Below are 19,453 nucleotides of genomic sequence, written 5' to 3'. Positions count from 1 at the left end.
GATGGAGCACGAAACTGTTCGGATCCTATTCAGTCCCTGTGTCCTCTGGCCTGTCCATGGCACCTGCTGTCACACGATCGCCATTCGGCCGCAACCAGTCCTGACGGTCCCCCAGATGCCCCCTTCTGCACAGGAGTTGACCGGGGTAGCGTCCGCCGCATGCCGAAACGCACGCGCTTCACGATCTGGAGACCGTTCGCCGTCGCGGCCGTCGCGGCCGTCGCGGCCGTCGCAGCCCTGATCGCCGCCTTCCTCACCCCGGCCGCGGCCCAGGCCGCCGGCGCCCCGCGCGAGAGCCGGCCGGTCTACTCGTACGCGAACGCCATCCGCGAGGCCGTCTGGGTGGACACCGGCCTCGACTCCGACGGCGACGGGAAGACCGACCGGGTCGCCGCCGACATCGTCCGGCCCGCCGAACCCGCAGCACAGGGCCGCAAGGTGCCGGTCATCATGGACGCCAGCCCCTACTACTCCTGCTGCGGACGCGGCAACGAGAGCCAGCTGAAGACGTACGACGCCAACGGGAACGTCGTCCAGATGCCGCTCTTCTACGACAACTACTTCGTGCCCCGCGGCTACGCCTTCGTAGGCGTCGACCTGGCCGGCACCAACCGCTCCGACGGCTGTGTGGACGTCGGCGGCCGCTCCGACATCCAGTCCGCGAAGGCCGTCATCGACTGGCTGAACGGCCGGGCGAAGGCCTACAGCAGCCGCACCGGCACCACCACGGTCAAGGCGGCCTGGACCAACGGGAAGACCGGCATGATCGGCAAGAGCTGGGACGGCACCATCGCCAACGGCGTGGCCGCCACCGGCGTCAAGGGGCTCAAAACGATCGTCCCGATCAGCGCCATCTCCTCCTGGTACGACTACTACTTCGCCCAGGGCGCCCCGCTGTACGACTCGGGGCCGGACTGGCTGGCAGGCGCGGTGGAGAGCGACGCGGCCTACGCCAACTGCGGTGCCGTCCAGCAGAAGCTGGTCGACGGCGCCCCGCGCAGCGGCGACTGGACCAGCCTGTGGACCGAGCGGGACTACGTCAAGGACGCCGCCAAGGTGAAGGCCAGCGTGTTCCTGGTGCACGGCATGCAGGACCTCAACGTCCGCACCAAGCACTTCGGCCAGTGGTGGGACGCCCTCGCGAAGAACGGCGTCGAGCGCAAGATCTGGCTCTCCCAGACCGGGCACGTCGACCCCTTCGACTACCGGCGCGGCGCCTGGGTGGACACCCTGCACCGCTGGTTCGACCACGAGCTCCTCGGCTACGACAACGGCATCGACCGCGAGCCGACGGCCGACATCGAGCGCCACCCCGACCAGTGGGTGACCTCGTCCGTCTGGCCGCCGCGCGGTACCGGGACCACCACCCTGCGCCCCGCCACCGGCACCCGGCCCGGCGTCGGCACCCTGGGCCTGCGCAAGGGATCCGGCACCGAGACCTTCACGGACGACCCGCAGCAGAGCGAGACCGACTGGGCCGCCCAACTCGCCACCCCGACCTCGGACAAGGCCGGCTTCCTCACCGCGCCGCTCACCCGGGACCTGCGGCTGTCCGGCTCGTCGAAGGTGACCGTCACCGCCACCCCGACCACCTCGACGGCCCACCTGACGGCCGTCCTGGTCGACCTCGGCCCGGACACCGTCCGGGACTACGCCGACGCGGCCGAGGGCATCACCACGCTCACCGACCGCACCTGCTGGGGCGAGAGCACCGCCGGTGACAGCGCCTGCTTCCTGAAGACCGCGGCAAAGACCAAGGCCGTCGACTACACCGTCTTCAGCCGCGGCTGGGCCGACCTCGGCACCTACGCCGACCCCGGCAAGGGCGTCCCGCTCACCCCGGGCAGGGCCTACACGATCACACTCGACCTGGCCGCCACCGACCACGTCGTACCCAAGGGCCACCGCCTGGCACTGATCGTCGCCGGCACGGACAAGGACCTCATCGATCCGCCGTCCACCACCCCGACGCTCACCGTGGACCTGTCCCGTACGACGGCCAGGGTCCCGCTGGTCGGCGGCGCGGCCGCGTTCACCCGCGCGACCGCCGCCCGTTGGACCGCCCCCGAGAAGACCGCCCTGCGCGGCGTCCGCGCCCCGCGCACCGTCCAGCGCGTCCCCGCGAGCTGACCGCTCAGGCGGCCGGGCCGGTGTCCACCAGCCCGGCCGCCTCCCGCGCACATCCCCAGGCGACCGTGACCCCGGCCCCGCCGTGCCCGTAGTTGTGGATCAGCACTCCGCCGTCCGGCCGGAGCTCGTGCTCCAGGCGGACCGCCGACCGGTACGGCCGCAGCCCCACCCGGTGCGCCAGCACCCGCGCCCCGGCGATCTCCGGCCGCACCGCCGCGCAGCGCGCCACGATCCCGGCCGCGACCTTCGGATCCGGCTCCAGCGACCAGGCGTCCTCCTCCGCCGTACCCCCGAGCAGCAGCCCGCCGGGCTGCGGGAAGAAGTAGGCGGACGCGCCCCCCGCCACCTCGTCGGACGTGTACCAGGTGGTGATCCCGGGGTTCTCCACCACGACCAGCTGCCCACGCACCGGACGCACCGCCGGATCCGGGACGAGCGAACGGGCCCCGAGCCCGGTGCAGTTGACCACGACCGGCGCGGGCACCTCGCCCAGCGCCGCCACCACCCGCTCCTCGACCGTCCCGCCCGCCCGCTCCAACCGCCCACGCAGCCACGCCAGATGGACCGGCATGTCGATCAACGGCAGCCGGGCCGTCACACCTTCACCCGTCTCGGCCAGCCCGGGAACCTCCGCCGCCCACGCGCCCAGCCCGTCCAGCCGCATGCCGTCGTGTACGCCCTCGACCAGGCGTACGCCCGTCTCCTCCGGCCGAGTCGCCAACTCCCCGTACACGACGAGGGAGGCGAGCGCCCATTCCCCGACCAGCGCCTCCGGCTCGATGCGGTACGGCCACCACAGCGCGCCGGCGACCGCCGAGGTCGTACGCCCGCCGGTCTCCCGGGCCCACACCCGCACCCGGCGCCCGCTCTCGGCCAGCACCACCGCCGTGGTCAGTCCGACGACCCCGCCGCCGACCACGATCACCTCGTCACTCAGCTCAGGCTGCACACCGTGACGTTAGCGGAATATGTCATGCCGCGCTCAGATCGTCCCGCTCTGGGGATACTCACAGCATGTCTGCCGCATACGCGACCTTCGGCCTGGCCCCGGCGATGCGCGCCGGCGGTGTCCTCGCCGACGGCGGCTACCAGCTCCACCGGGACTTCGTGGACTTCGTCGTCGACGGTCACCCGCTGCTGTTCCAGCTCTCCGACCTGGACGCCGTCTCACCGCTCGCCTCCGACGTCCCGCCCGCGATCTTCACCGCCCAGGTCCGCAGCCTCTTACTGGAGTCCGAGGCCCCGCTGCCCGACGGCCGGTACGTCGTCTACGGCTGCCCCGAGTGCGAGGACCTGGCCTGCGGCGCGGTCACCGCGGTCATCGAGCGCGACGGCGACGACTACGTCTGGCGTGACTTCGCCTGGCAGACCTCCGAACACGCCGACCTGGAGCTCAACGGCTACCACGGCATCGGTCCGTTCCGCTTCCACGGCCCCGAGTACCGCGAAGCCCTCGGCGCGCTCCTGGCGGACTCCGGCCCGCCGCCCGGCCGCCGGGTGCTGCTGATCGGCGCCCGCGTCGCCCTCCTCGCCAAGCTGGCCGCCGCCCTGCGCACCATCGGCATCGGAGCCGACATCACCCGCGACGCCGACGGTGTCCCCGCCGAGGAACTCCGCGGTTACGCGGCCGTCGTCTTCGGCCCCGCGGTCGGCGAGGCCGAGCGGACCGCCGTACGCCGGGCGTTCGAGCGGGCGGGCGTGGCGGTGGCCCACGTCGACGGACTCGCCCCGATCGTCCCGCTCCTCGTCGCCCAGATCGAGCACGCCCTCGACCGCAGCCCGCTCCCGCAGCGCCGGCTGGCCGGGCTGGCCGCCGCCGACGGCACCGCCGGCATCGAGGTCACCTCACCCTGCCGGGTGCGGCTCACGGCGTACCGCCTCGACCGTCTCGCGCGGCCCCGCACCCACGAAGTCTTCGACGGCGTCCTGGAACCCGGCCGCCACCGCATCCCGCTGGACGACAGGGCGGCCAAGGGCGGCTCCTTCGTCGTGGCCCGCACCTCCGGGAGCGTGCTGGTGGCGGCGCTGGAGCGCTGACCGGGGAAGAACGGGGCTGAGGACGGGCAGCCCGGCACATTAGGATCGGCGTTCTGATGACTGCCACCCTCGTCGCCAAGAACCTCGCCGCCGGGCACGGCGACCGCTCGCTCTTCTCCGGGCTCGACCTCGTCGTCGCGCCCGGTGACGTGATCGGGCTGGTCGGTGCCAACGGCGCGGGCAAGTCCACCCTGCTCCGGCTGCTCGCCGGGCTCACCGCCCCCGACCAGGGCGAACTGCGCCTCTCCCCGCCGACCGCGACCGTCGGCCACCTGCCCCAGGAGCCGGAGCGCCGGCCGGGCGAGACCGTGCGCGCCTTCCTCGCCCGGCGCACCGGGGTCGCCGAGGCGCAGCGCGTGATGGACGAGACGACCCAGGCCCTGGTCGACGGTGCACCGGGCGCCGACGACGCCTACGCCACCGCCCTGGAGCGCTGGCTCGACCTCGGCGGCGCCGACCTGGAGGAGCGGGCCGAGGAGGTCGCCGACTCCCTCGGCCTGGCCGTCGACCTCGACCAGCCGATGACCGCCCTCTCCGGCGGCCAGGCCGCCCGCGCCGGCCTCGCCTCCCTCCTCCTCTCCCGCTACGACGTCTTCCTCCTCGACGAGCCCACCAACGACCTCGACCTGGACGGCCTGGAACGCCTCGAACGGTTCGTGACCGGCCTGCGCGCCGGCACGGTCGTCGTCAGCCACGACCGCGAGTTCCTCACCCGCACGGTCACCAAGGTGCTCGAACTCGACCTCGCCCAGCAGCAGATCCACCTCTACGGCGGCGGCTACGACGCCTACCTGGAGGAACGCGACGTGGCCCGCCGGCACGCCCGCGAGGGCTACGAGGAGTACGCCGACAAGAGGGCCGCCCTCCAGGACCGGGCCCAGATGCAGCGTTCCTGGATGGACAAGGGCGTCAAGAACGCCCGGCGCAAGGCGTCGAACGACAACGACAAGATCGGCCGCAAGTTCCGCAGCGAGGCCAGCGAGAAGCAGGCCGCGAAGGCCCGCCAGACCCAGCGCATGATCGAGCGCCTGGATGTCGTCGAGGAGCCCCGCAAGGAGTGGGAACTGCGCATGGAGATCGCGGCTGCCCCGCGCTCCGGCGCCGTCGTCGCCACCCTGCGGGACGCGGAGGTACGGCGCGGCGACTTCACCTTCGGCCCGGTGTCCCTCCAGATCGACTGGGCGGACCGGGTCGCGGTGACCGGCGCGAACGGCGCGGGCAAGTCGACGCTGCTCGCCGCGCTGCTGGGCCGGGTGCCGCTGGACGGCGGGCACGCGGCCCTCGGCCCGGGCGTCCTGGTCGGCGAGGTCGACCAGGTCCGCAAGCTCTTCCACGGCACCGAGTCCCTGCTGGACGCCTTCTGCGCGGCCGTACCGGACACCGAACCGGTCGAAGTACGCACCCTGCTGGCCAAGTTCGGCCTCAAACAGGACCACGTACTCCGGTCGGCGGCCACCCTCTCCCCGGGTGAACGCACCCGCGCCGCCCTGGCCCTCCTCCAGGGCCGGGGCGTCAACCTCCTCGTCCTGGACGAGCCGACCAACCACCTCGACCTGCCCGCCATCGAACAACTCGAGTCGGCCCTCGACGCCTACGAGGGCACCCTCCTCCTCGTCACCCACGACCGCCGCATGCTGGACGCGGTCCGTGTCACCCGCCGCCTGGAGGTTGCGGCGGGCAAGGTGACGGAACGCTGAGAGCGCCCCCGAAGGGGCGCGGGGAACTGCGCGAGCAACCACCCCCGGCCCGCACTCGCCACACAACCCATCGAGGCACGTACAACGGCAGGGAGGGACCATGGGCACACCGAAGCGCCCGGCCTTGCGGATCGTGAACGAACAGGACGTCCTCGCGCAGTTGCGCGGCACCCAGGACCGCATCGCGGACGCGATCACCGCCTTCGCGGGCACCATGACGTTCGTCTATCTGCATGCCCTGTGGTTCGCGGTCTGGATCGTCTGCAACGAGGGCGTGTTCGGCGAGGGCGCGATCTGGGATCCGTTCCCCTTCGGCCTGCTCACCATGATCGTCAGCCTGGAGGCGATCTTCCTGTCCACCTTCGTGATGGTGAGCCAGAACCGCCAGGCCGCCCGCGAGAACGTCCGCGCCGACCTGGACTTCGAGACCAACGTGCGCTCGGAGGTGTGGTCCATCCACATGGGCCGGGCCCTCGGCGTCGACCCCGTGGAGGTCGAGCGGCACGTCCAGGAAGTGCTCGCGGAGAACCGCGCCCGGATGAACGGCACCGCCCAGCCTCCGCAGGGGAAATGATCTGCGGTCCGGGTCAGGCAGCGGAGCCAAACGTGGTGACGTCGAGCTTTTCGTCGCACGGGGAGAGGTTCGGACCGGCCACCAGGGTCAGCGGCCGGGAGCCGCCGGGCAGGCGGATGTCCACGCCGTAGCGGGCGCCCACCCCCGGGCACGCATCGTCCGCGTGCAGCACGAACGACGTGGTGTGACCCGGGGCGAGCAGGACGGCGGGCGGGGCGCTCAGCAGGCCGGCCACCAGAACCTGTCCTCCACCCCGTGTGCGCATGACCGGAACGCTGTGCACGGTCACGGGGCGCCCACAGATACGACGCCGAGTTGACATGCCCCTTTCGTCTGACGTTCACCCACCCCGCCCGGCCTCCTCGGCCGCCCGCTCCACCCGGTCCCGGTGCCCGGCCCAGGCCGCCGCGTCGCCGGGCGCCATGTTGGCGCCGTCCGCCCGCTGCCCCGTCGCCCCGTCGACGAGCTCACGCACGATGTCGGCGTGACCGGCGTGCCGTTGGGTCTCGGCGGCCATGTGCGTGAGGACGCGGTGGAGGGTGATGTCCTTCGGCGGGTCGGCCGGCAGCCGCCCGACCGCGTCGAGCGGCAGAGCGGTGATCGTCTCGTCCGAGTGGGTCCAGATCCGCCGGTACACGCCGACCATCTCCGCACGCGTCTCGTCGGCCCGCGCCCACAGATCTCCGTTGGGTTCCGTGTCTCCGGTGAACCACAACCTCGGTGCCCCGTCGAAGGGCCGCCCGAACGTCGCCCCGAAGTACCAGGCCTCGGCACCGGCGAGATGCTTGACCAGCCCCAGCAGATTCGTACCGGTGGGAGTCAGCGGCCGCCGGATGTCGTACTCGGACAACCCCTCCAGCTTCCACAACAGCACGTCACGGGCGTCCTGGAGATACGTCTGGAGATCGGTTTTGAAGTCTGATCCAGTCATGGGCCCAGTGTCCGGACCGACGGATCTTCGTCCACCGCATTAGGCGCACCGGAACACACCGGCAGGCGAACCGCGCCCCGTCAGGGGCGCTGGGGGCACCCCCGGCCGAAGGCTGGGGAGGAACTGCGCGACCAGCCACAACCGACCCGCAGCTCCCCACCGCCCCCGGAAGGCGTCGTCAGCGCTTGCCGTCCTTCCCGCCCAGCAAGCCGGCCCGGCGCAGAGCATCGGCCATCGCACTGTTCGCGGGCGCAGGCGCCGACGCCTGACGGGCGCCGCCCCCCTGCCGCTGCTGCTGTCGCTGCTGCGGCGGACGCCCGTTGCCACTCCGCTGCTGCTGTCGGCGCTCACCGCCGGAGGCCGGCACGGCCTCGTCGTCCAGCCGCAGCGTCAGCGAGATCCGCTTGCGCGGGATGTCCACGTCGAGGACCTTCACCTTGACGATGTCACCGGGCTTCACCACGTCCCGCGGGTCCTTGACGAACGTCTTGGACATCGCAGAGACATGGACCAGGCCGTCCTGGTGCACACCGACGTCGACGAACGCACCGAAGGCCGCCACGTTCGTCACGACCCCCTCCAGGACCATCCCGGAGGACAAATCGGAGATCTTCTCGACGCCCTCCTTGAAGGTGGCCGTCTTGAAGGCCGGACGCGGGTCGCGCCCCGGCTTCTCCAGCTCCTTGAGGATGTCGGTGACGGTCGGCAGACCGAACGTCTCGTCCACGAAGTCCGACGGCCGCAGCGAGCGCAGCGCCCCCGTGTTGCCGATGAGCGCGGCCACCTCCTGGCCCGACGTCTTCACCATCCGCCGTACGACGGGATACGCCTCGGGGTGGACGCTCGACGCGTCCAGCGGGTCGTCGCCGCCGCGGATGCGCAGGAAGCCCGCGCACTGCTCGTACGCCTTGGGGCCGAGCCGGGCCACGTTCTTCAGCTGGCCGCGGGAGGTGAAGGGGCCGTTGGCGTCGCGGTGGGCCACGATGTTCTCGGCGAGCCCGGAGGTGATGCCGGAGACCCGGGCGAGGAGCGGGGCCGACGCCGTGTTGACGTCCACGCCCACGCCGTTCACACAGTCCTCGACCACCGCGTCCAGCGACCGCGACAGCTTCACCTCGGACAGGTCGTGCTGGTACTGGCCGACGCCGATCGACTTGGGGTCGATCTTCACCAGCTCCGCGAGGGGGTCCTGGAGCCGGCGGGCGATGGAGACGGCGCCGCGCAGCGACACGTCCATGTCGGGCAGCTCCTGGGAGGCGAAGGCGGAGGCCGAGTACACGGACGCGCCGGCCTCGGACACCATCACCTTGGTGAGCTTCAGGTCCGGGTGCCTGGTGATGAGCTCACCGGCGAGCTTGTCGGTCTCGCGCGACGCCGTGCCGTTGCCGATCGCGACCAGGTCGACCGCGTGCTCCTTGGCGAGCCGGGCCAGCTTGGCGATCGCCTCGTCCCACTTGTTGGCCGGGACGTGCGGGTAGATGACGTCGGTGGCGACCACCTTGCCCGTGGCGTCCACGACGGCGACCTTCACGCCGGTCCGGAAACCGGGGTCCAGGCCCAGCGTCGCCCGGGTGCCGGCCGGGGCGGCGAGCAGCAGGTCGCGCAGGTTCGCCGCGAACACGTTGACCGCCTCGTCCTCGGCGGCCGTGCGCAGCCGCAGCCGCAGGTCGATGCCGAGGTGGACGAGGATCCGGGTGCGCCAGGCCCAGCGGACCGTGTCCGACAGCCACTTGTCGGCCGGCCGGCCCCGGTCGGCGATCCCGAACCTGTGGGCGACGATCCCCTCGAACGAGGACGGGCCCTCGGTCGGCTCCTCCGGCTCCAGGACGAGGTCGAGGACCTCCTCCTTCTCGCCGCGCAGCATCGCCAGGATGCGGTGCGAGGGCAGTTCGGTGAACGGCTCGGCGAACTCGAAGTAGTCGGCGAACTTCGCGCCGGCCTCCTCCTTGCCGTCCTTCACCTTCGCGGCGAGCCGGCCGCGCACCCACATGCGCTCGCGCAGCTCGCCGATCAGGTCGGCGTCCTCCGAGAAGCGCTCGGTGAGGATCGCGCGGGCACCGTCCAGGGCGGCCTGCGGATCGGCGACACCCTTGTCGGCGTCGACGAAGGCGGCGGCGGCCGCCAGCGGCTCCACCCCCGGATCCCCGAGCAGCCCGTCGGCCAGCGGTTCGAGACCGGCCTCCCGCGCGATCTGCGCCTTGGTCCGCCGCTTCGGCTTGTACGGCAGGTAGATGTCCTCGAGCCGGGCCTTGGTCTCGGCGCCCCGGATCTGCGCCTCCAGCTCGGCGGTGAGCTTGCCCTGCTCCCGCACCGACTCCAGGATCGCGGTCCGCCGCTCCTCCAGCTCCCGCAGGTAGCGCAGCCGCTCCTCGATCGTGCGCAGCTGCGCGTCGTCGAGCATCTCGGTCGCTTCCTTGCGGTAGCGGGCGATGAAGGGCACCGTCGAACCGCCGTCGAGCAGCTCCACGGCAGCCTTGACCTGCCGCTCCCGTACGCCGAGCTCCTCGGCGATCCTGCCTTCGATGGACCCTGGAACCAGGGACCCGGGTGTCGTCACGATCCCGTACCGCCTTCTCCACTGAGGTTGCGCCGCAATTGTGGCAGGTGACACCGACAACCGGGCGCCAGGGCGCCGTTACGCGACACGGACTCACCACGAATCCCTCGCACACCCGGGGATCCGGTCGCACACCTGAATGAATCAGGCGAAGGGATCGCCCCGTCCCGATGGCCCGCCGCCGACGCTGCCCCCGCTGCGTCACCCCTTGCCGAGGAGATCCGCGGGAAACGCCCCCGCGGCCACCGCCGCCCTCGCGAAGCCCGCCGCCAGTTCTGTCAGCCGGGTCACTCCGTCGGCGCCCAGGTGCTCGTACGGTGCCCGGTCCAGGCGGTCCGTCTCCGTCTCGATCTCCGCCCGCAGGGCCACCCCCGCCTCGGTCAGCTCGCCCGCCGCGTCGAGCAGGCCGCGCTCCCGCAGCCGTTCCACCGCCGCGTCCCAGTCGTCCTGGCTCCAGCCGCGCGTGGCGAACACCCACTTCGGGGCCATGCCCTTGCCGGTCGCCGTGTGCGTCACCACCGCCTCCAGCCCGTCGAGACCGGCGGCCAGCAGCGCCGCGAGGTGCCCGTCGCCGCGGTGCTCGCGCAGCAGCGTGCCCGCGTACCAGTAAGCGAGGTGGGGCTCCTGCGGCACCGGCAGGTCGGCGTGGGCGGCGTACAGCGGGCGGCCGGAGCGCGAGCAGGCCTCGGTGGCGCGCAGCGCGAGCCGCGCGGCCTCGGCCATCCGGTCGGAGACCACCGCGTCCGCGCCGAGCAGCCGCCGCATCGACGCGTCGACCGCACGCGCGCGTGCGGCGAGGACGTCCTTCGGGGACGCGGTCTCCCAGACGGCCGGCACGTGCCGGGCCACAAGGTCGTACTTGTAGTTGTAGAACGTCGCCGTCACCGTGCCGGCCCCGACCGGCCCCAACGCGGCCGCCCGCACCGCGAAGTTGACGGCCCGCGGATGGGTGACCCCGAGCGCGGCCAGTTCCTCGGCCAGCTCGGGGCTGAAGAAGTGGGTCGCGTGCAGGGAATTGAGCAGGTTGTGGCAGCGGCGGCCGGCGCGCGGCTCCAGGACGGCGGTTGTCATGGCGGCACGCTACTTACTGGTTGGTACGGACTTCCAGTATCCGGCCGGATACCGGCCCGACACTCCGTCCGGCATGGCAGGAAAGGTGGGCTGCTCGTCATTGCGGCCATCGCCGGACCGGCCAACAATCGAGGGCATGGCGCACCGAACCGTTCTCGTCGTCCTCTTCGACGGCGTCCAGAGCCTCGACGTCACCGGCCCGGAGGTCTTCACGGGCGCCGAGGCCCACGCCCCGGCAGCTACCGGATCCGTACCGCCTCCCTGGACGGCGCTCCCGTGCGCACCGTCGAGGCCCTGGCCGCCCGCGCCGCGCTCTCGCCCCGCCACTTCGCCCGCGCCTTCCAGGCCGGGACGGGGACCACGCCCGGCCGCTACGTCGACCGGGTCCGGCTGGAACACGCCCGCCGACTCCTGGAGGACACCGGCGACGGCGTCGAGGAGGTCTCCCGCGCCGGCGGCTACGGCACGCCCGAGGCGATGCGCCGCGCCTTCCTGAGGGCCCTCGGCACGACCCCGTCGAATACCGGCGCAGGTCCAGCCCGGCGACCGCCGGCCCACCCCGTTGGGAGGGCCAGGCAGATCGCGATCGCCCTCTACGACCGCTTCACCGCCCTCGACGCCGTGGGCCCTACGAGACCCTGGGCCGGATCCCGGACTCCGAGATCGTCTTCGTCGCCGAGGAGGCCGGCCCCGTCCGCACCGACAACGGGCAGCTCGCCCTGGCCGCGGGGAAGACCCTCGCCGAGGTGCCGCACCCCGATGTCGTGGTCGTCCCGGGCGGCCCCGGCCAGTCGGCGCAGATGACGGACCGGGCCCTCCTCGACTGGATCCGCGCCGCGGACGCCACCAGCACCTGGACGACCTCCGTGTGCACCGGCTCCCTGCTGCTCGCCGCCGCCGGCCTCCTCGAAGGGCGCCGCGGCACCTCGCACTGGCTGGCCCTCGACGAACTGCGCGGGTTCGGCGCCGAGCCGACGGGGGAGCGGGTGGTCGCCGACGGCAAGTACGTCACCGCGGCCGGCGTCTCCGCCGGCATCGACATGGGCCTCACCCTGATCGGCCGGATCTCCGGGGACGCGGTCGCCCAGACCGTACAGCTCGGGATCGAGTACGACCCGCAGCCGCCCTACGACGCGGGCTCCCCGCAGAAGGCGCCCGCCGAGGTCGTCGGCCTGCTCCGCTCGATGAGCCGGTTCATCCTCGGGGCGGAACTGCCCACGTGAACCGCGGCCGGCGACGCTCCAGGAACGCGGCGACGCCCTCGGCGGTGTCGCCGCTGCCGCGGGCCTGCTCCGCCCAGTGCCCGTCCCGGTCCGTGCGGCCGTTCGCGAACTCCTTCGCGGCGGCCTGCGTCAGCTGCGAGCGGGCGGCCAGGATCCGGGTGAACTCGGCCACCCGCTTGTCCAGTTCGCCCTCCGGCAGCACCTCGTCGACCAGCCCGGTGCGCAGCGCGCGCTCCGCGGCGATCAACTCGCCCGAGAAGAGCAGGTACTTGGTGGCGGCCGGGCCGACGAGGGAGACCAGGCGGCGGGTGGAGGCGGCCGGGTAGACGATGCCGAGCTTGGCCGGTGTCACCCCGAACAGCGCGCCCTCCTCGGCGAACCGCAGGTCGCAGGCGGCGGCGAGCTGCGAGCCGCCGCCGACACAGTGGCCGCGCACCGCGGCGAGGGTCGGCTTGGGGAAGGCGGCCAGGGCCTCTTCGGCGGCGACGGCGAGGGACTGCGCCTCGGCGGGGGAGCCCTGGAGGGTGGAGATGTCGGCACCGGCGCAGAAGGTGCCGCCCTCGCCGGTGAGCACCAGGACCCGCACGGCGGGGTCGGCCGCGAGACCGTCGAGGAGCGGCGGGAGGGCGCGCCACATCTCCGCGGTCATCGCGTTGCGTTTGGCGGGGTTGCCGATGACTACCGTGGCAACGGCGCTGCTGACCTGGTGGTCGAGACGGGACTCCATGGTGCGTGATGCTATCCGCGCCCGCCCGCATCCACCTCGGAAAGTTCTCATACCCGTACAACCCGAATAGTTCGCGAAGTCGGCACCGAGGAGGGCAAGAGTCGTTCCACAACTGACCTTGTCATACGCCAACGGTCAGATCCGCTCGATTTTTGCTGACTTGTGTTCAGTCCTCCGGAGTGGAGGGGGGCGTTACCAACACTCGACGTGTGGTGACAATCGAGCGCGAGGGTGGCGACCGGACGATGGAGAACCACGGGCGCGGGCACGACCCGCGTCCAGAGGGAGGCGGCGCTCCGCCGCCGGATCCGCTGCCGTACGAAGGAGTCTGGCGGTTCACCGCCGCCGCCGTGGACGCCTCGGTCCCGCAGGCCCGGCGCGCCGTACGGGACCTGCTCCAGCGCCAGGGCGTCCCGGTCTCGGAGGACCTGGTGTACGGGCTGCTGCTGATCGTCTCCGAGCTGGTCACCAACGCGGTCAAGCACGCGGCGCTGCTGTCGCCGGTGCTCGCCGTCGAGGTCGCCGTCGGCGCCGAGTGGGTGCGGGTGTCCGTGGAGGACAACCACCCCTACCGGCCGACCGCCCTGGAGGCCGACCACGGCCAGACCGGCGGCCGGGGACTGCTGCTGGTGCGGGAGGTGGCCCGGGAGGCGGGCGGGGTCGTGGACGTGGAGCACACGTCGAGTGGCGGCAAGGTGATCTGGGCCGCCCTGCCGCTCAAACCCGCGACGCTGCCGTGAGGCCCCGTGAGGGCCTCGTGAGGATTCTCACCAGCCGGCGGACGGGCCCGTCAGCTCCCTGATCGCCGGGCGGGCCGCGTCCAGCACGGTCATGAACCAGGACGAGAAGGGGTCCTGGGCGTGCCGCTCGGTCAGCTCGGCGGCCGTCACGAAGACGGTCGCCTCGACCTCTTCCGGGTCCGGCGCGAGCGGCGCCTGCACCATGCCGACGAACAGGTGGTTGAACTCCTGCTCGACCAGGCCGGAGGCCGGGTCCGGGTGGTTGTAGCGGACCGTGCCCGCCTCGGCGAGCAGCGACGGGGAGACCCCCAGCTCCTCGAAGGTCCGCCGGGCCGCCGCCGCGAAGGGCGCCTCGCCGGGGTAGGGGTGGCCGCAGCAGGTGTTGGACCACACTCCGGGGGAGTGGTACTTGCCCAGGGCCCGCTGCTGGAGCAGCAGCCTGCCGTGTTCGTCGAAGAGGAAGACGGAGAACGCCCGGTGCAGCTGTCCGGGGGGCTGATGCGCGGCCAGCTTCTCCGCGGTGCCGATGGTCACACCCTTCTCGTCGACGAGTTCAAGGAAAATCGCGTCTGCGGTCCCTTCCGACGTGCTGTGCGTCGCGGTGGCAGGTGTGATCGGCATACCCATCCTTCGCCTCGGTCTTCGCACCAAGTCTGCCGTACGAATCCGACACTCCCGGCACTTCCCGGCGCGGGCACGCCGGAAGAGGGACCCGGTACTTGATCGTGCCCTACGGGTGCGGGAGGGAACCGTCCGGGGGTCTCGAACACAAGGACGCCGGGGGAGTGCGGAGCGCTGCGTTCCGGGACCCCGTGCGGTACCGGGTCAGTGGCAGAGCCGGGCCTCGTGCTCCGCATGCCCGCTCGGCTCCAGCTGGAAGGTGCAGTGCTCCACGTCGAAGTGGTGGCCCAGGCACCCCTGCAGCTCGTGCAGCATCTTCTCGTGGCCGATGGCGCTCAGCACGTCCGAGCGGACCACGACGTGCGCCGACAGCACCGGCATCCCCGAGGTGATCGTCCAGGCGTGCAGATCGTGGACGTCCTCCACGCCGTCAAGGGCCAGGATGTGCGACCGCACCTCCGCCATGTCGACACCCCGCGGCGCCGCCTCCAGCAGGACGTCCAGGGTCTCCCGCAGCAGCTTCAGCGTCCTCGGCACGATCATCAGGCCGATGACCAGCGAGGCGATCGGGTCGGCCGCCTGCCAGCCGGTGGTCAGGATCACCACGGCCGAGATCAGCACCGCGAGCGAGCCCAGCGCGTCGGCCGCCACCTCCAGGAAGGCGCCGCGCACGTTCAGGCTCTCCTGCTGGCCGCGCACCAGCAGCGTGAGCGAGATCATGTTGGCGACCAGGCCGATCAGACCGAACACGATCATCTGGCCGCCGTGCGTTTCCGCGGGCGTGAGGAACCGCTGGACCGCCTCGTACAGCACGTAGCCGCCGACCACGAGCAGCAGCAGGCAGTTCGCCAGGGCGGCGAGGATCTCCGCCCGCGCGAGGCCGAAGGTGCGGTTGGTGCTCGGCGGGCGGTTGGCGAAGTGGATCGCCAGCAGGGCCATGCCGAGGCCCAGCGCGTCGGTCGCCATGTGGGCCGCGTCCGCGATCAGCGCGAGCGAGTCGGCCACGAGGCCGCCGGCGATCTCGACCACCATCACCCCGAGGGTGATGGCGAGCGCCACCCGGAGCCGGCCGCGGTACGCCGCCGCGGCCGTACCGGTGGGCGGCGCGTGGCTGTGCCCGTGGCCGTGGTCGTGCCCTGCCCCCATGAGATACGCCTCCTGATGTTCGCCCGGGATGACAGTGAACTACGGGTGGGGGGTATCCGGCAACGCGGCATTGAACACCGTTGTCATGTGCCCTGACCTGCGGAAACGAACCCCAGGTCAGGGCACCCTCAGTTACCTTCCGTGCTGCACCGGGACCCGCTGGTGGCCGGCTGACCCACCCTGGACGGGTGTCCCCAATGCCCGTTCTGCGAGCGCCATTTGTGGGTCGGGGCCCGGATCGCGGATGATGATCTCGGCAAAGGCAGGGGCAGGGCAGGCCGACCGTGCCGTGAACGGCCGGTGAACAAGCAGTCCTCACCATCCGATAACCTCTGCCGAATGCCGTCCGGGGGCCACCAGGCACACCCCGCCCCACCACGCAGTAGACCGGCGCCCGGACGCCGGCACCCAGGGAGTGAGTTCGGTTGTCGACCGCCATCGTCACCGGTCCGCCGGTCCCCGGATCGTCACTGGAGAGCGATCTGCGGGCACTCGGCTTCGAGGTGCGGGCGGCGTCGGACACCGCCGAGGCCGAGGCCCTGCTCACGGCCGTACCCGCCGACCGGCGGGTCGCCGTCGTCGACGCCCGCTTCGTCGGCCATGTGCACGCCCTGCGCCTGGGCCTCACCGACCCCCGCTTCCCGCTCGCCGCGATCCCCGGCGCCGTGACCGCCCAGCCGGCCGCCCGTTTGGCCCTGTCCCGGGCGCTGGCCCGGGAGGCCGCCACGGGCGGCGCCACCGACCTCGCCGTCGACGGCCTGGTCACCGCCCTGGACGCCGACGTCCACCGCCCCGAGCTGGGCAGCCTGGTCGCCGCCGTCCCCGCCGACCCGCAGGCCCGCAACGAGGCCCGGCAGGCCGTCGCCGCCGTGGACGACGAGGCCGTACGCCTGAAGTCGGCCGTGAAGTCCCGGGACGGCTTCTTCACCACCTTCTTCGTCAGCCCGTACTCCCGCTACCTCGCCCGCTGGTGCGCCCGGCGCGGACTGACCCCCAACCAGGTCACCACCGCCTCGCTGCTCACCGCCCTGATCGCCGCGAGCTGCGCGGCGACGGGCACGCGCGCGGGGTTCGTCGCCGCCGGCGTCCTGCTCATCGCGTCCTTCGTCCTGGACTGCACCGACGGCCAGCTCGCCCGCTACTCCCTCCAGTACTCCACCCTCGGCGCCTGGCTCGACGCCACCTTCGACCGGGCCAAGGAGTACGCCTACTACGCCGGCCTGGCGCTGGGCGCCGCGCGGGGCGGCGACGACGTGTGGGCCCTCGCCCTGGGCGCGATGATCCTGCAGACCTGCCGGCACGTGGTCGACTTCTCCTTCAACGAGGCCAACCACGACGCCACCGCCAACACCAGCCCCACCGCCGCGCTCTCCGGCCGCCTCGACAGCGTCGGCTGGACGGTCTGGGTGCGCCGGATGATAGTCCTGCCCATCGGCGAACGATGGGCACTGATAGCCGTCCTCACGGCCGCCACCACCCCGCGCATCACCTTCTACGTGCTGCTGGCCGGCTGCGCCTTCGCCGCCACGTACACCACCGCCGGGCGGGTGCTGCGGTCGCTGACCCGGAAGGCGAAGCGAACGGACCGGGCGGCGCAGGCACTGGCCGACCTGGCGGACAACGGCCCCCTCGCGGGATACGTGTCCCGCACCGGCGGGCGTACCCCGATCGGCCAACCGCTCGTCCTGGCGCTCGCCGGAGTGGCGGTTCTCACCGCCTCTCTTCTCTCCGGGGCGACCTGGGCGCCGGTCGTGGGCGCCTGCGTCTACGCCGTCGCCTCCGGCCGGGCCCTGGCCGGCCCGCTCAAGGGAGCCCTCGACTGGCTGGTCCCGCCGCTTTTCCGGGCCGCCGAGTACGGCACCGTCCTCGTCCTCGCAAGCAAATCCGGGGTGAACGGAGCCCTTCCCGCGGCTTTCGGTCTGGTGGCCGCCGTCGCCTACCATCACTACGACACGGTGTACCGCATCCGCGGCGACGCCGGGGCGCCGCCGGCCTGGCTGGTACGTGCCATCGGGGGGCAGGAAGGGCGAACGCTGCTCGTCACCGTCCTGGCCGCGCTGCTCACGGCCGCGCAGTTCAAGGTCGCGCTCACGGTCCTCGCCGTGGTCGTGGCCGGGCTGGTGCTCGTCGAGAGCATCCGCTTCTGGGTGTCCGCAGGGGCGCCCGCCGTACACGACGAAGGAGAACCCGCATGATCGGCCTCGTGCTGGCGGCCGGCGCCGGCCGGCGTCTGCGCCCCTACACCGACAGCCTGCCCAAGGCGCTGGTGCCGGTGGGGCCTGCCGGGATAGAGGACTCGATCACGGTGCTCGACCTGACCCTCGGCAACTTCGCCGAGATCGGCCTGACCGAGGTCGCGATCATCGTCGGCTACCGCAAGGAGGCCGTCTACGAGCGCAAGGCCGCCCTGGAGGCCAAGTACGGTCTCGAGCTCACCCTCATCGACAACGACAAGGCCGAGGAGTGGAACAACGCCTACTCCCTGTGGTGCGGCCGTGACGCCCTCAAGGACGGCGTGATCCTCGCCAACGGCGACACCGTGCACCCGGTCTCCGTCGAGAAGACGCTGCTCGCCGCCCGCGGCGAGGGCAGGCGGATCATCCTGGCCCTGGACACCGTGAAGTCCCTCGCGGACGAGGAGATGAAGGTCGTCGTCGACGCCGACAAGGGCATGACGAAGATCACCAAGCTGATGGACCCGGCCGAGGCCACCGGCGAGTACATCGGCGTCACCCTCATCGAGGGCGACGCCGCGCCCGAGCTGGCCGACGCGCTGAAGGCGGTCTGGGAGACCGATCCGCAGCAGTTCTACGAGCACGGCTACCAGGAGCTGGTCAACCGCGGCTTCCGGATCGACGTCGCGCCCATCGGGGACGTCCGGTGGGTCGAGATCGACAACCACGACGACCTCGCCAGGGGTCGGGAGATCGCGTGCCAGTACTGACCCGGCTGATCCCCTCGCCGGTCGTCGTCGACATCCGCCCGGGTGCCCTCGACGACCTCGCCGGCGTGCTCGCCGACGAACGCATCTCGCACTCCGGCCGGCTCGCCGTCGCCGTCAGCGGCGGCTCCGGTTCGAAGCTGCGCGAGCGCGTCACGCCGAGCCTGCCCGGCGCCACCTGGTACGAGGTCGGCGGCGGCACGCTCGACGACGCGATCCGGCTGGCCGGCGACATCAAGGCCGGCCACTACGACGCGGTCGTCGGCCTCGGCGGCGGCAAGATCATCGACTGCGCCAAGTTCGCGGCGGCCCGGGTGGGCCTGCCGCTGGTCGCCGTACCGACGAACCTCGCGCACGACGGCCTGTGCTCGCCCGTCGCCACCCTCGACAACGACGCGGGCCGCGGTTCCTACGGGGTGCCGAACCCGATCGCGGTCGTCATCGACCTCGACGTCGTCCGGGAGGCCCCGGCGCGGTTCGTGCGCTCCGGGATCGGCGACGCCGTCTCCAACATCTCGGCGATCGCGGACTGGGAGCTGTCCCACCGTGTCACCGGCGAGAAGATCGACGGTCTGGCGGCCGCCATGGCCCGCCAGGCCGGCGAGGCGGTGCTGCGCCACCCCGGCGGCATCGGCGAGAACGACTTCCTCCAGGTGCTCGCCGAGGCGCTGGTGCTCAGCGGGATCGCCATGTCGGTGTCGGGCGACTCCCGCCCGTCCTCCGGCGCCTGCCACGAGATCAACCACGCCTTCGACCTGCTCTTCCCGAGGCGTGCCGCCAGCCACGGCGAGCAGTGCGGGCTCGGCGCGGCCTTCGCGATGTACCTGCGCGGAGCCCACGAGGAGTCCGTGTACATGGCCGATGTGCTGCGCCGGCACGGACTGCCGGTGCTGCCGGAGGAGATCGGCTTCACCGTGGACGAGTTCGTCCGGGTCGTCGAGTTCGCCCCGGAGACCCGGCCCGGCCGCTACACCATCCTCGAACACCTCGACCTCAAGACCCACCAGATCAAGGACTTCTACGTCGACTATGTCAAGGCCATCGGTAGCTGAACTCCG

General features: G+C 72.2%; 16 protein-coding genes and 2 pseudogenes. 10 read left to right on the top strand and 8 right to left on the bottom strand.

What is annotated here, in order from left to right:
• The first annotated feature begins 159 nt into the window (after window positions 1-159).
• Window positions 160-2,130, top strand: coding sequence for a Xaa-Pro dipeptidyl-peptidase (locus ACFY6U_RS11565; RefSeq protein ID WP_390037030.1), 1,971 nt, complete (start codon window positions 160-162; stop codon window positions 2,128-2,130).
• Window positions 2,131-2,134: 4 nt separating this feature from the next.
• Here ACFY6U_RS11565 and ACFY6U_RS11560 read toward each other — a convergent pair whose 3' ends face one another.
• Complete coding sequence (locus tag ACFY6U_RS11560; RefSeq protein ID WP_390037028.1) at window positions 2,135-3,079, bottom strand: FAD-dependent oxidoreductase; 945 nt, start codon at window positions 3,077-3,079, stop codon at window positions 2,135-2,137.
• Window positions 3,080-3,144: 65 nt separating this feature from the next.
• Here ACFY6U_RS11560 and ACFY6U_RS11555 point away from each other — a divergent pair, with 65 nt between their 5' ends.
• The 3 genes from ACFY6U_RS11555 (at window position 3,145) to ACFY6U_RS11545 (ending at window position 6,438) form a co-directional block, all read left to right on the top strand.
• The gene (locus tag ACFY6U_RS11555) at window positions 3,145-4,167 is read left to right on the top strand and encodes an oxidoreductase (protein WP_390037026.1); all 1,023 of its coding nucleotides are present in this window, start codon (window positions 3,145-3,147) and stop codon (window positions 4,165-4,167) included.
• Window positions 4,168-4,223: 56 nt separating this feature from the next.
• On the top strand, window positions 4,224-5,864 hold the full coding sequence (locus ACFY6U_RS11550) for an ABC-F family ATP-binding cassette domain-containing protein (protein WP_390037024.1): 1,641 nt from the start codon (window positions 4,224-4,226) through the stop codon (window positions 5,862-5,864).
• Window positions 5,865-5,964: 100 nt separating this feature from the next.
• Entirely contained in the window at window positions 5,965-6,438 is a 474-nt protein-coding gene (locus ACFY6U_RS11545; protein ID WP_390037022.1) for a DUF1003 domain-containing protein, read from the top strand.
• A 13-nt stretch (window positions 6,439-6,451) separates the two neighbouring features.
• Here ACFY6U_RS11545 and ACFY6U_RS11540 read toward each other — a convergent pair whose 3' ends face one another.
• The 4 genes from ACFY6U_RS11540 to ACFY6U_RS11525 all read right to left on the bottom strand — a co-directional run bounded on the left by ACFY6U_RS11540 (window position 6,452) and on the right by ACFY6U_RS11525 (window position 10,997).
• On the bottom strand, window positions 6,452-6,703 hold the full coding sequence (locus ACFY6U_RS11540) for a hypothetical protein (RefSeq protein ID WP_390037021.1): 252 nt from the start codon (window positions 6,701-6,703) through the stop codon (window positions 6,452-6,454).
• 75 nt (window positions 6,704-6,778) lie between these two features.
• The gene (locus ACFY6U_RS11535) at window positions 6,779-7,369 is read right to left on the bottom strand and encodes a DinB family protein (protein WP_390037019.1); all 591 of its coding nucleotides are present in this window, start codon (window positions 7,367-7,369) and stop codon (window positions 6,779-6,781) included.
• Between the two features lie 178 nt (window positions 7,370-7,547).
• A complete protein-coding gene (locus ACFY6U_RS11530) occupies window positions 7,548-9,926 on the bottom strand; it encodes a Tex family protein (RefSeq protein ID WP_390037017.1) in 2,379 nt (792 codons plus the stop codon).
• Between the two features lie 201 nt (window positions 9,927-10,127).
• Complete coding sequence (locus ACFY6U_RS11525; RefSeq protein WP_390037015.1) at window positions 10,128-10,997, bottom strand: hypothetical protein; 870 nt, start codon at window positions 10,995-10,997, stop codon at window positions 10,128-10,130.
• 282 nt (window positions 10,998-11,279) lie between these two features.
• On the opposite strand from ACFY6U_RS11525, the pseudogene ACFY6U_RS11520 reads away from it, so the two are divergent.
• Together ACFY6U_RS11520 and ACFY6U_RS11515 are read left to right on the top strand one after the other, a co-directional pair.
• Window positions 11,280-11,548 (top strand): annotated as a pseudogene (locus tag ACFY6U_RS11520) (helix-turn-helix domain-containing protein); the annotation flags it as partial.
• 28 nt (window positions 11,549-11,576) lie between these two features.
• A pseudogene (locus ACFY6U_RS11515) lies at window positions 11,577-12,220 on the top strand (DJ-1/PfpI family protein).
• Here ACFY6U_RS11515 and ACFY6U_RS11510 read toward each other — a convergent pair.
• Window positions 12,192-12,947, bottom strand: coding sequence for an enoyl-CoA hydratase/isomerase family protein (locus ACFY6U_RS11510; protein ID WP_390037013.1), 756 nt, complete (start codon window positions 12,945-12,947; stop codon window positions 12,192-12,194). The pseudogene ACFY6U_RS11515 and the gene ACFY6U_RS11510 overlap by 29 nt on opposite strands.
• Window positions 12,948-13,192: 245 nt before the next feature.
• Between ACFY6U_RS11510 and ACFY6U_RS11505 the strand changes: the two genes are divergently transcribed.
• Entirely contained in the window at window positions 13,193-13,687 is a 495-nt protein-coding gene (locus tag ACFY6U_RS11505; RefSeq protein WP_390037622.1) for an ATP-binding protein, read from the top strand.
• Between the two features lie 27 nt (window positions 13,688-13,714).
• Here the strand turns inward: ACFY6U_RS11505 and idi are convergent, their stop codons facing one another.
• Window positions 13,715-14,308 (bottom strand): isopentenyl-diphosphate Delta-isomerase, encoded by a 594-nt coding sequence (gene idi / locus ACFY6U_RS11500; protein ID WP_351714331.1) that lies wholly within the window; start codon window positions 14,306-14,308, stop codon window positions 13,715-13,717.
• A 204-nt stretch (window positions 14,309-14,512) separates the two neighbouring features.
• Window positions 14,513-15,454, bottom strand: coding sequence for a cation diffusion facilitator family transporter (locus ACFY6U_RS11495; protein WP_390037011.1), 942 nt, complete (start codon window positions 15,452-15,454; stop codon window positions 14,513-14,515).
• Window positions 15,455-15,879: 425 nt separating this feature from the next.
• Between ACFY6U_RS11495 and ACFY6U_RS11490 the strand changes: the two genes are divergently transcribed.
• The 3 genes from ACFY6U_RS11490 to ACFY6U_RS11480 are packed head-to-tail and all read left to right on the top strand — an operon-like array spanning window position 15,880 to window position 19,447.
• Window positions 15,880-17,649, top strand: coding sequence for a DUF5941 domain-containing protein (locus tag ACFY6U_RS11490; protein ID WP_390037009.1), 1,770 nt, complete (start codon window positions 15,880-15,882; stop codon window positions 17,647-17,649).
• Window positions 17,646-18,398 (top strand): sugar phosphate nucleotidyltransferase, encoded by a 753-nt coding sequence (locus tag ACFY6U_RS11485; RefSeq protein WP_390037007.1) that lies wholly within the window; start codon window positions 17,646-17,648, stop codon window positions 18,396-18,398. Before ACFY6U_RS11490 ends, ACFY6U_RS11485 begins: the two co-directional genes overlap by 4 nt.
• The gene (locus ACFY6U_RS11480) at window positions 18,386-19,447 is read left to right on the top strand and encodes an iron-containing alcohol dehydrogenase family protein (protein ID WP_390037005.1); all 1,062 of its coding nucleotides are present in this window, start codon (window positions 18,386-18,388) and stop codon (window positions 19,445-19,447) included. Before ACFY6U_RS11485 ends, ACFY6U_RS11480 begins: the two co-directional genes overlap by 13 nt.
• The last annotated feature ends 6 nt before the right edge of the window (window positions 19,448-19,453 follow it).

The organism is Streptomyces sp. NPDC013157, from assembly GCF_042899865.1.
GTDB lineage: Bacteria > Actinomycetota > Actinomycetes > Streptomycetales > Streptomycetaceae > Streptomyces.
This window is presented reverse-complemented; position numbering and strand designations above follow the sequence as displayed.

What these genes read in the sequence shown, in the direction of transcription:
- ACFY6U_RS11565 (WP_390037030.1), top strand. Translation starts at nt 160, where the DNA reads ATGCCGAAACGCACGCGCTTCACGATCTGGAGACCGTTCGCCGTCGCG.
- ACFY6U_RS11555 (WP_390037026.1), top strand. Translation starts at nt 3,145, where the DNA reads ATGTCTGCCGCATACGCGACCTTCGGCCTGGCCCCGGCGATGCGCGCC.
- ACFY6U_RS11550 (WP_390037024.1), top strand. Translation starts at nt 4,224, where the DNA reads ATGACTGCCACCCTCGTCGCCAAGAACCTCGCCGCCGGGCACGGCGAC.
- ACFY6U_RS11545 (WP_390037022.1), top strand. Translation starts at nt 5,965, where the DNA reads ATGGGCACACCGAAGCGCCCGGCCTTGCGGATCGTGAACGAACAGGAC.
- ACFY6U_RS11540 (WP_390037021.1), bottom strand. Translation starts at nt 6,703, where the DNA reads ATGCGCACACGGGGTGGAGGACAGGTTCTGGTGGCCGGCCTGCTGAGC.
- ACFY6U_RS11535 (WP_390037019.1), bottom strand. Translation starts at nt 7,369, where the DNA reads ATGACTGGATCAGACTTCAAAACCGATCTCCAGACGTATCTCCAGGAC.
- ACFY6U_RS11525 (WP_390037015.1), bottom strand. Translation starts at nt 10,997, where the DNA reads ATGACAACCGCCGTCCTGGAGCCGCGCGCCGGCCGCCGCTGCCACAAC.
- ACFY6U_RS11510 (WP_390037013.1), bottom strand. Translation starts at nt 12,947, where the DNA reads ATGGAGTCCCGTCTCGACCACCAGGTCAGCAGCGCCGTTGCCACGGTA.
- ACFY6U_RS11505 (WP_390037622.1), top strand. Translation starts at nt 13,193, where the DNA reads ATGGAGAACCACGGGCGCGGGCACGACCCGCGTCCAGAGGGAGGCGGC.
- idi (WP_351714331.1), bottom strand. Translation starts at nt 14,308, where the DNA reads ATGCCGATCACACCTGCCACCGCGACGCACAGCACGTCGGAAGGGACC.
- ACFY6U_RS11495 (WP_390037011.1), bottom strand. Translation starts at nt 15,454, where the DNA reads ATGGGGGCAGGGCACGACCACGGCCACGGGCACAGCCACGCGCCGCCC.
- ACFY6U_RS11485 (WP_390037007.1), top strand. Translation starts at nt 17,646, where the DNA reads ATGATCGGCCTCGTGCTGGCGGCCGGCGCCGGCCGGCGTCTGCGCCCC.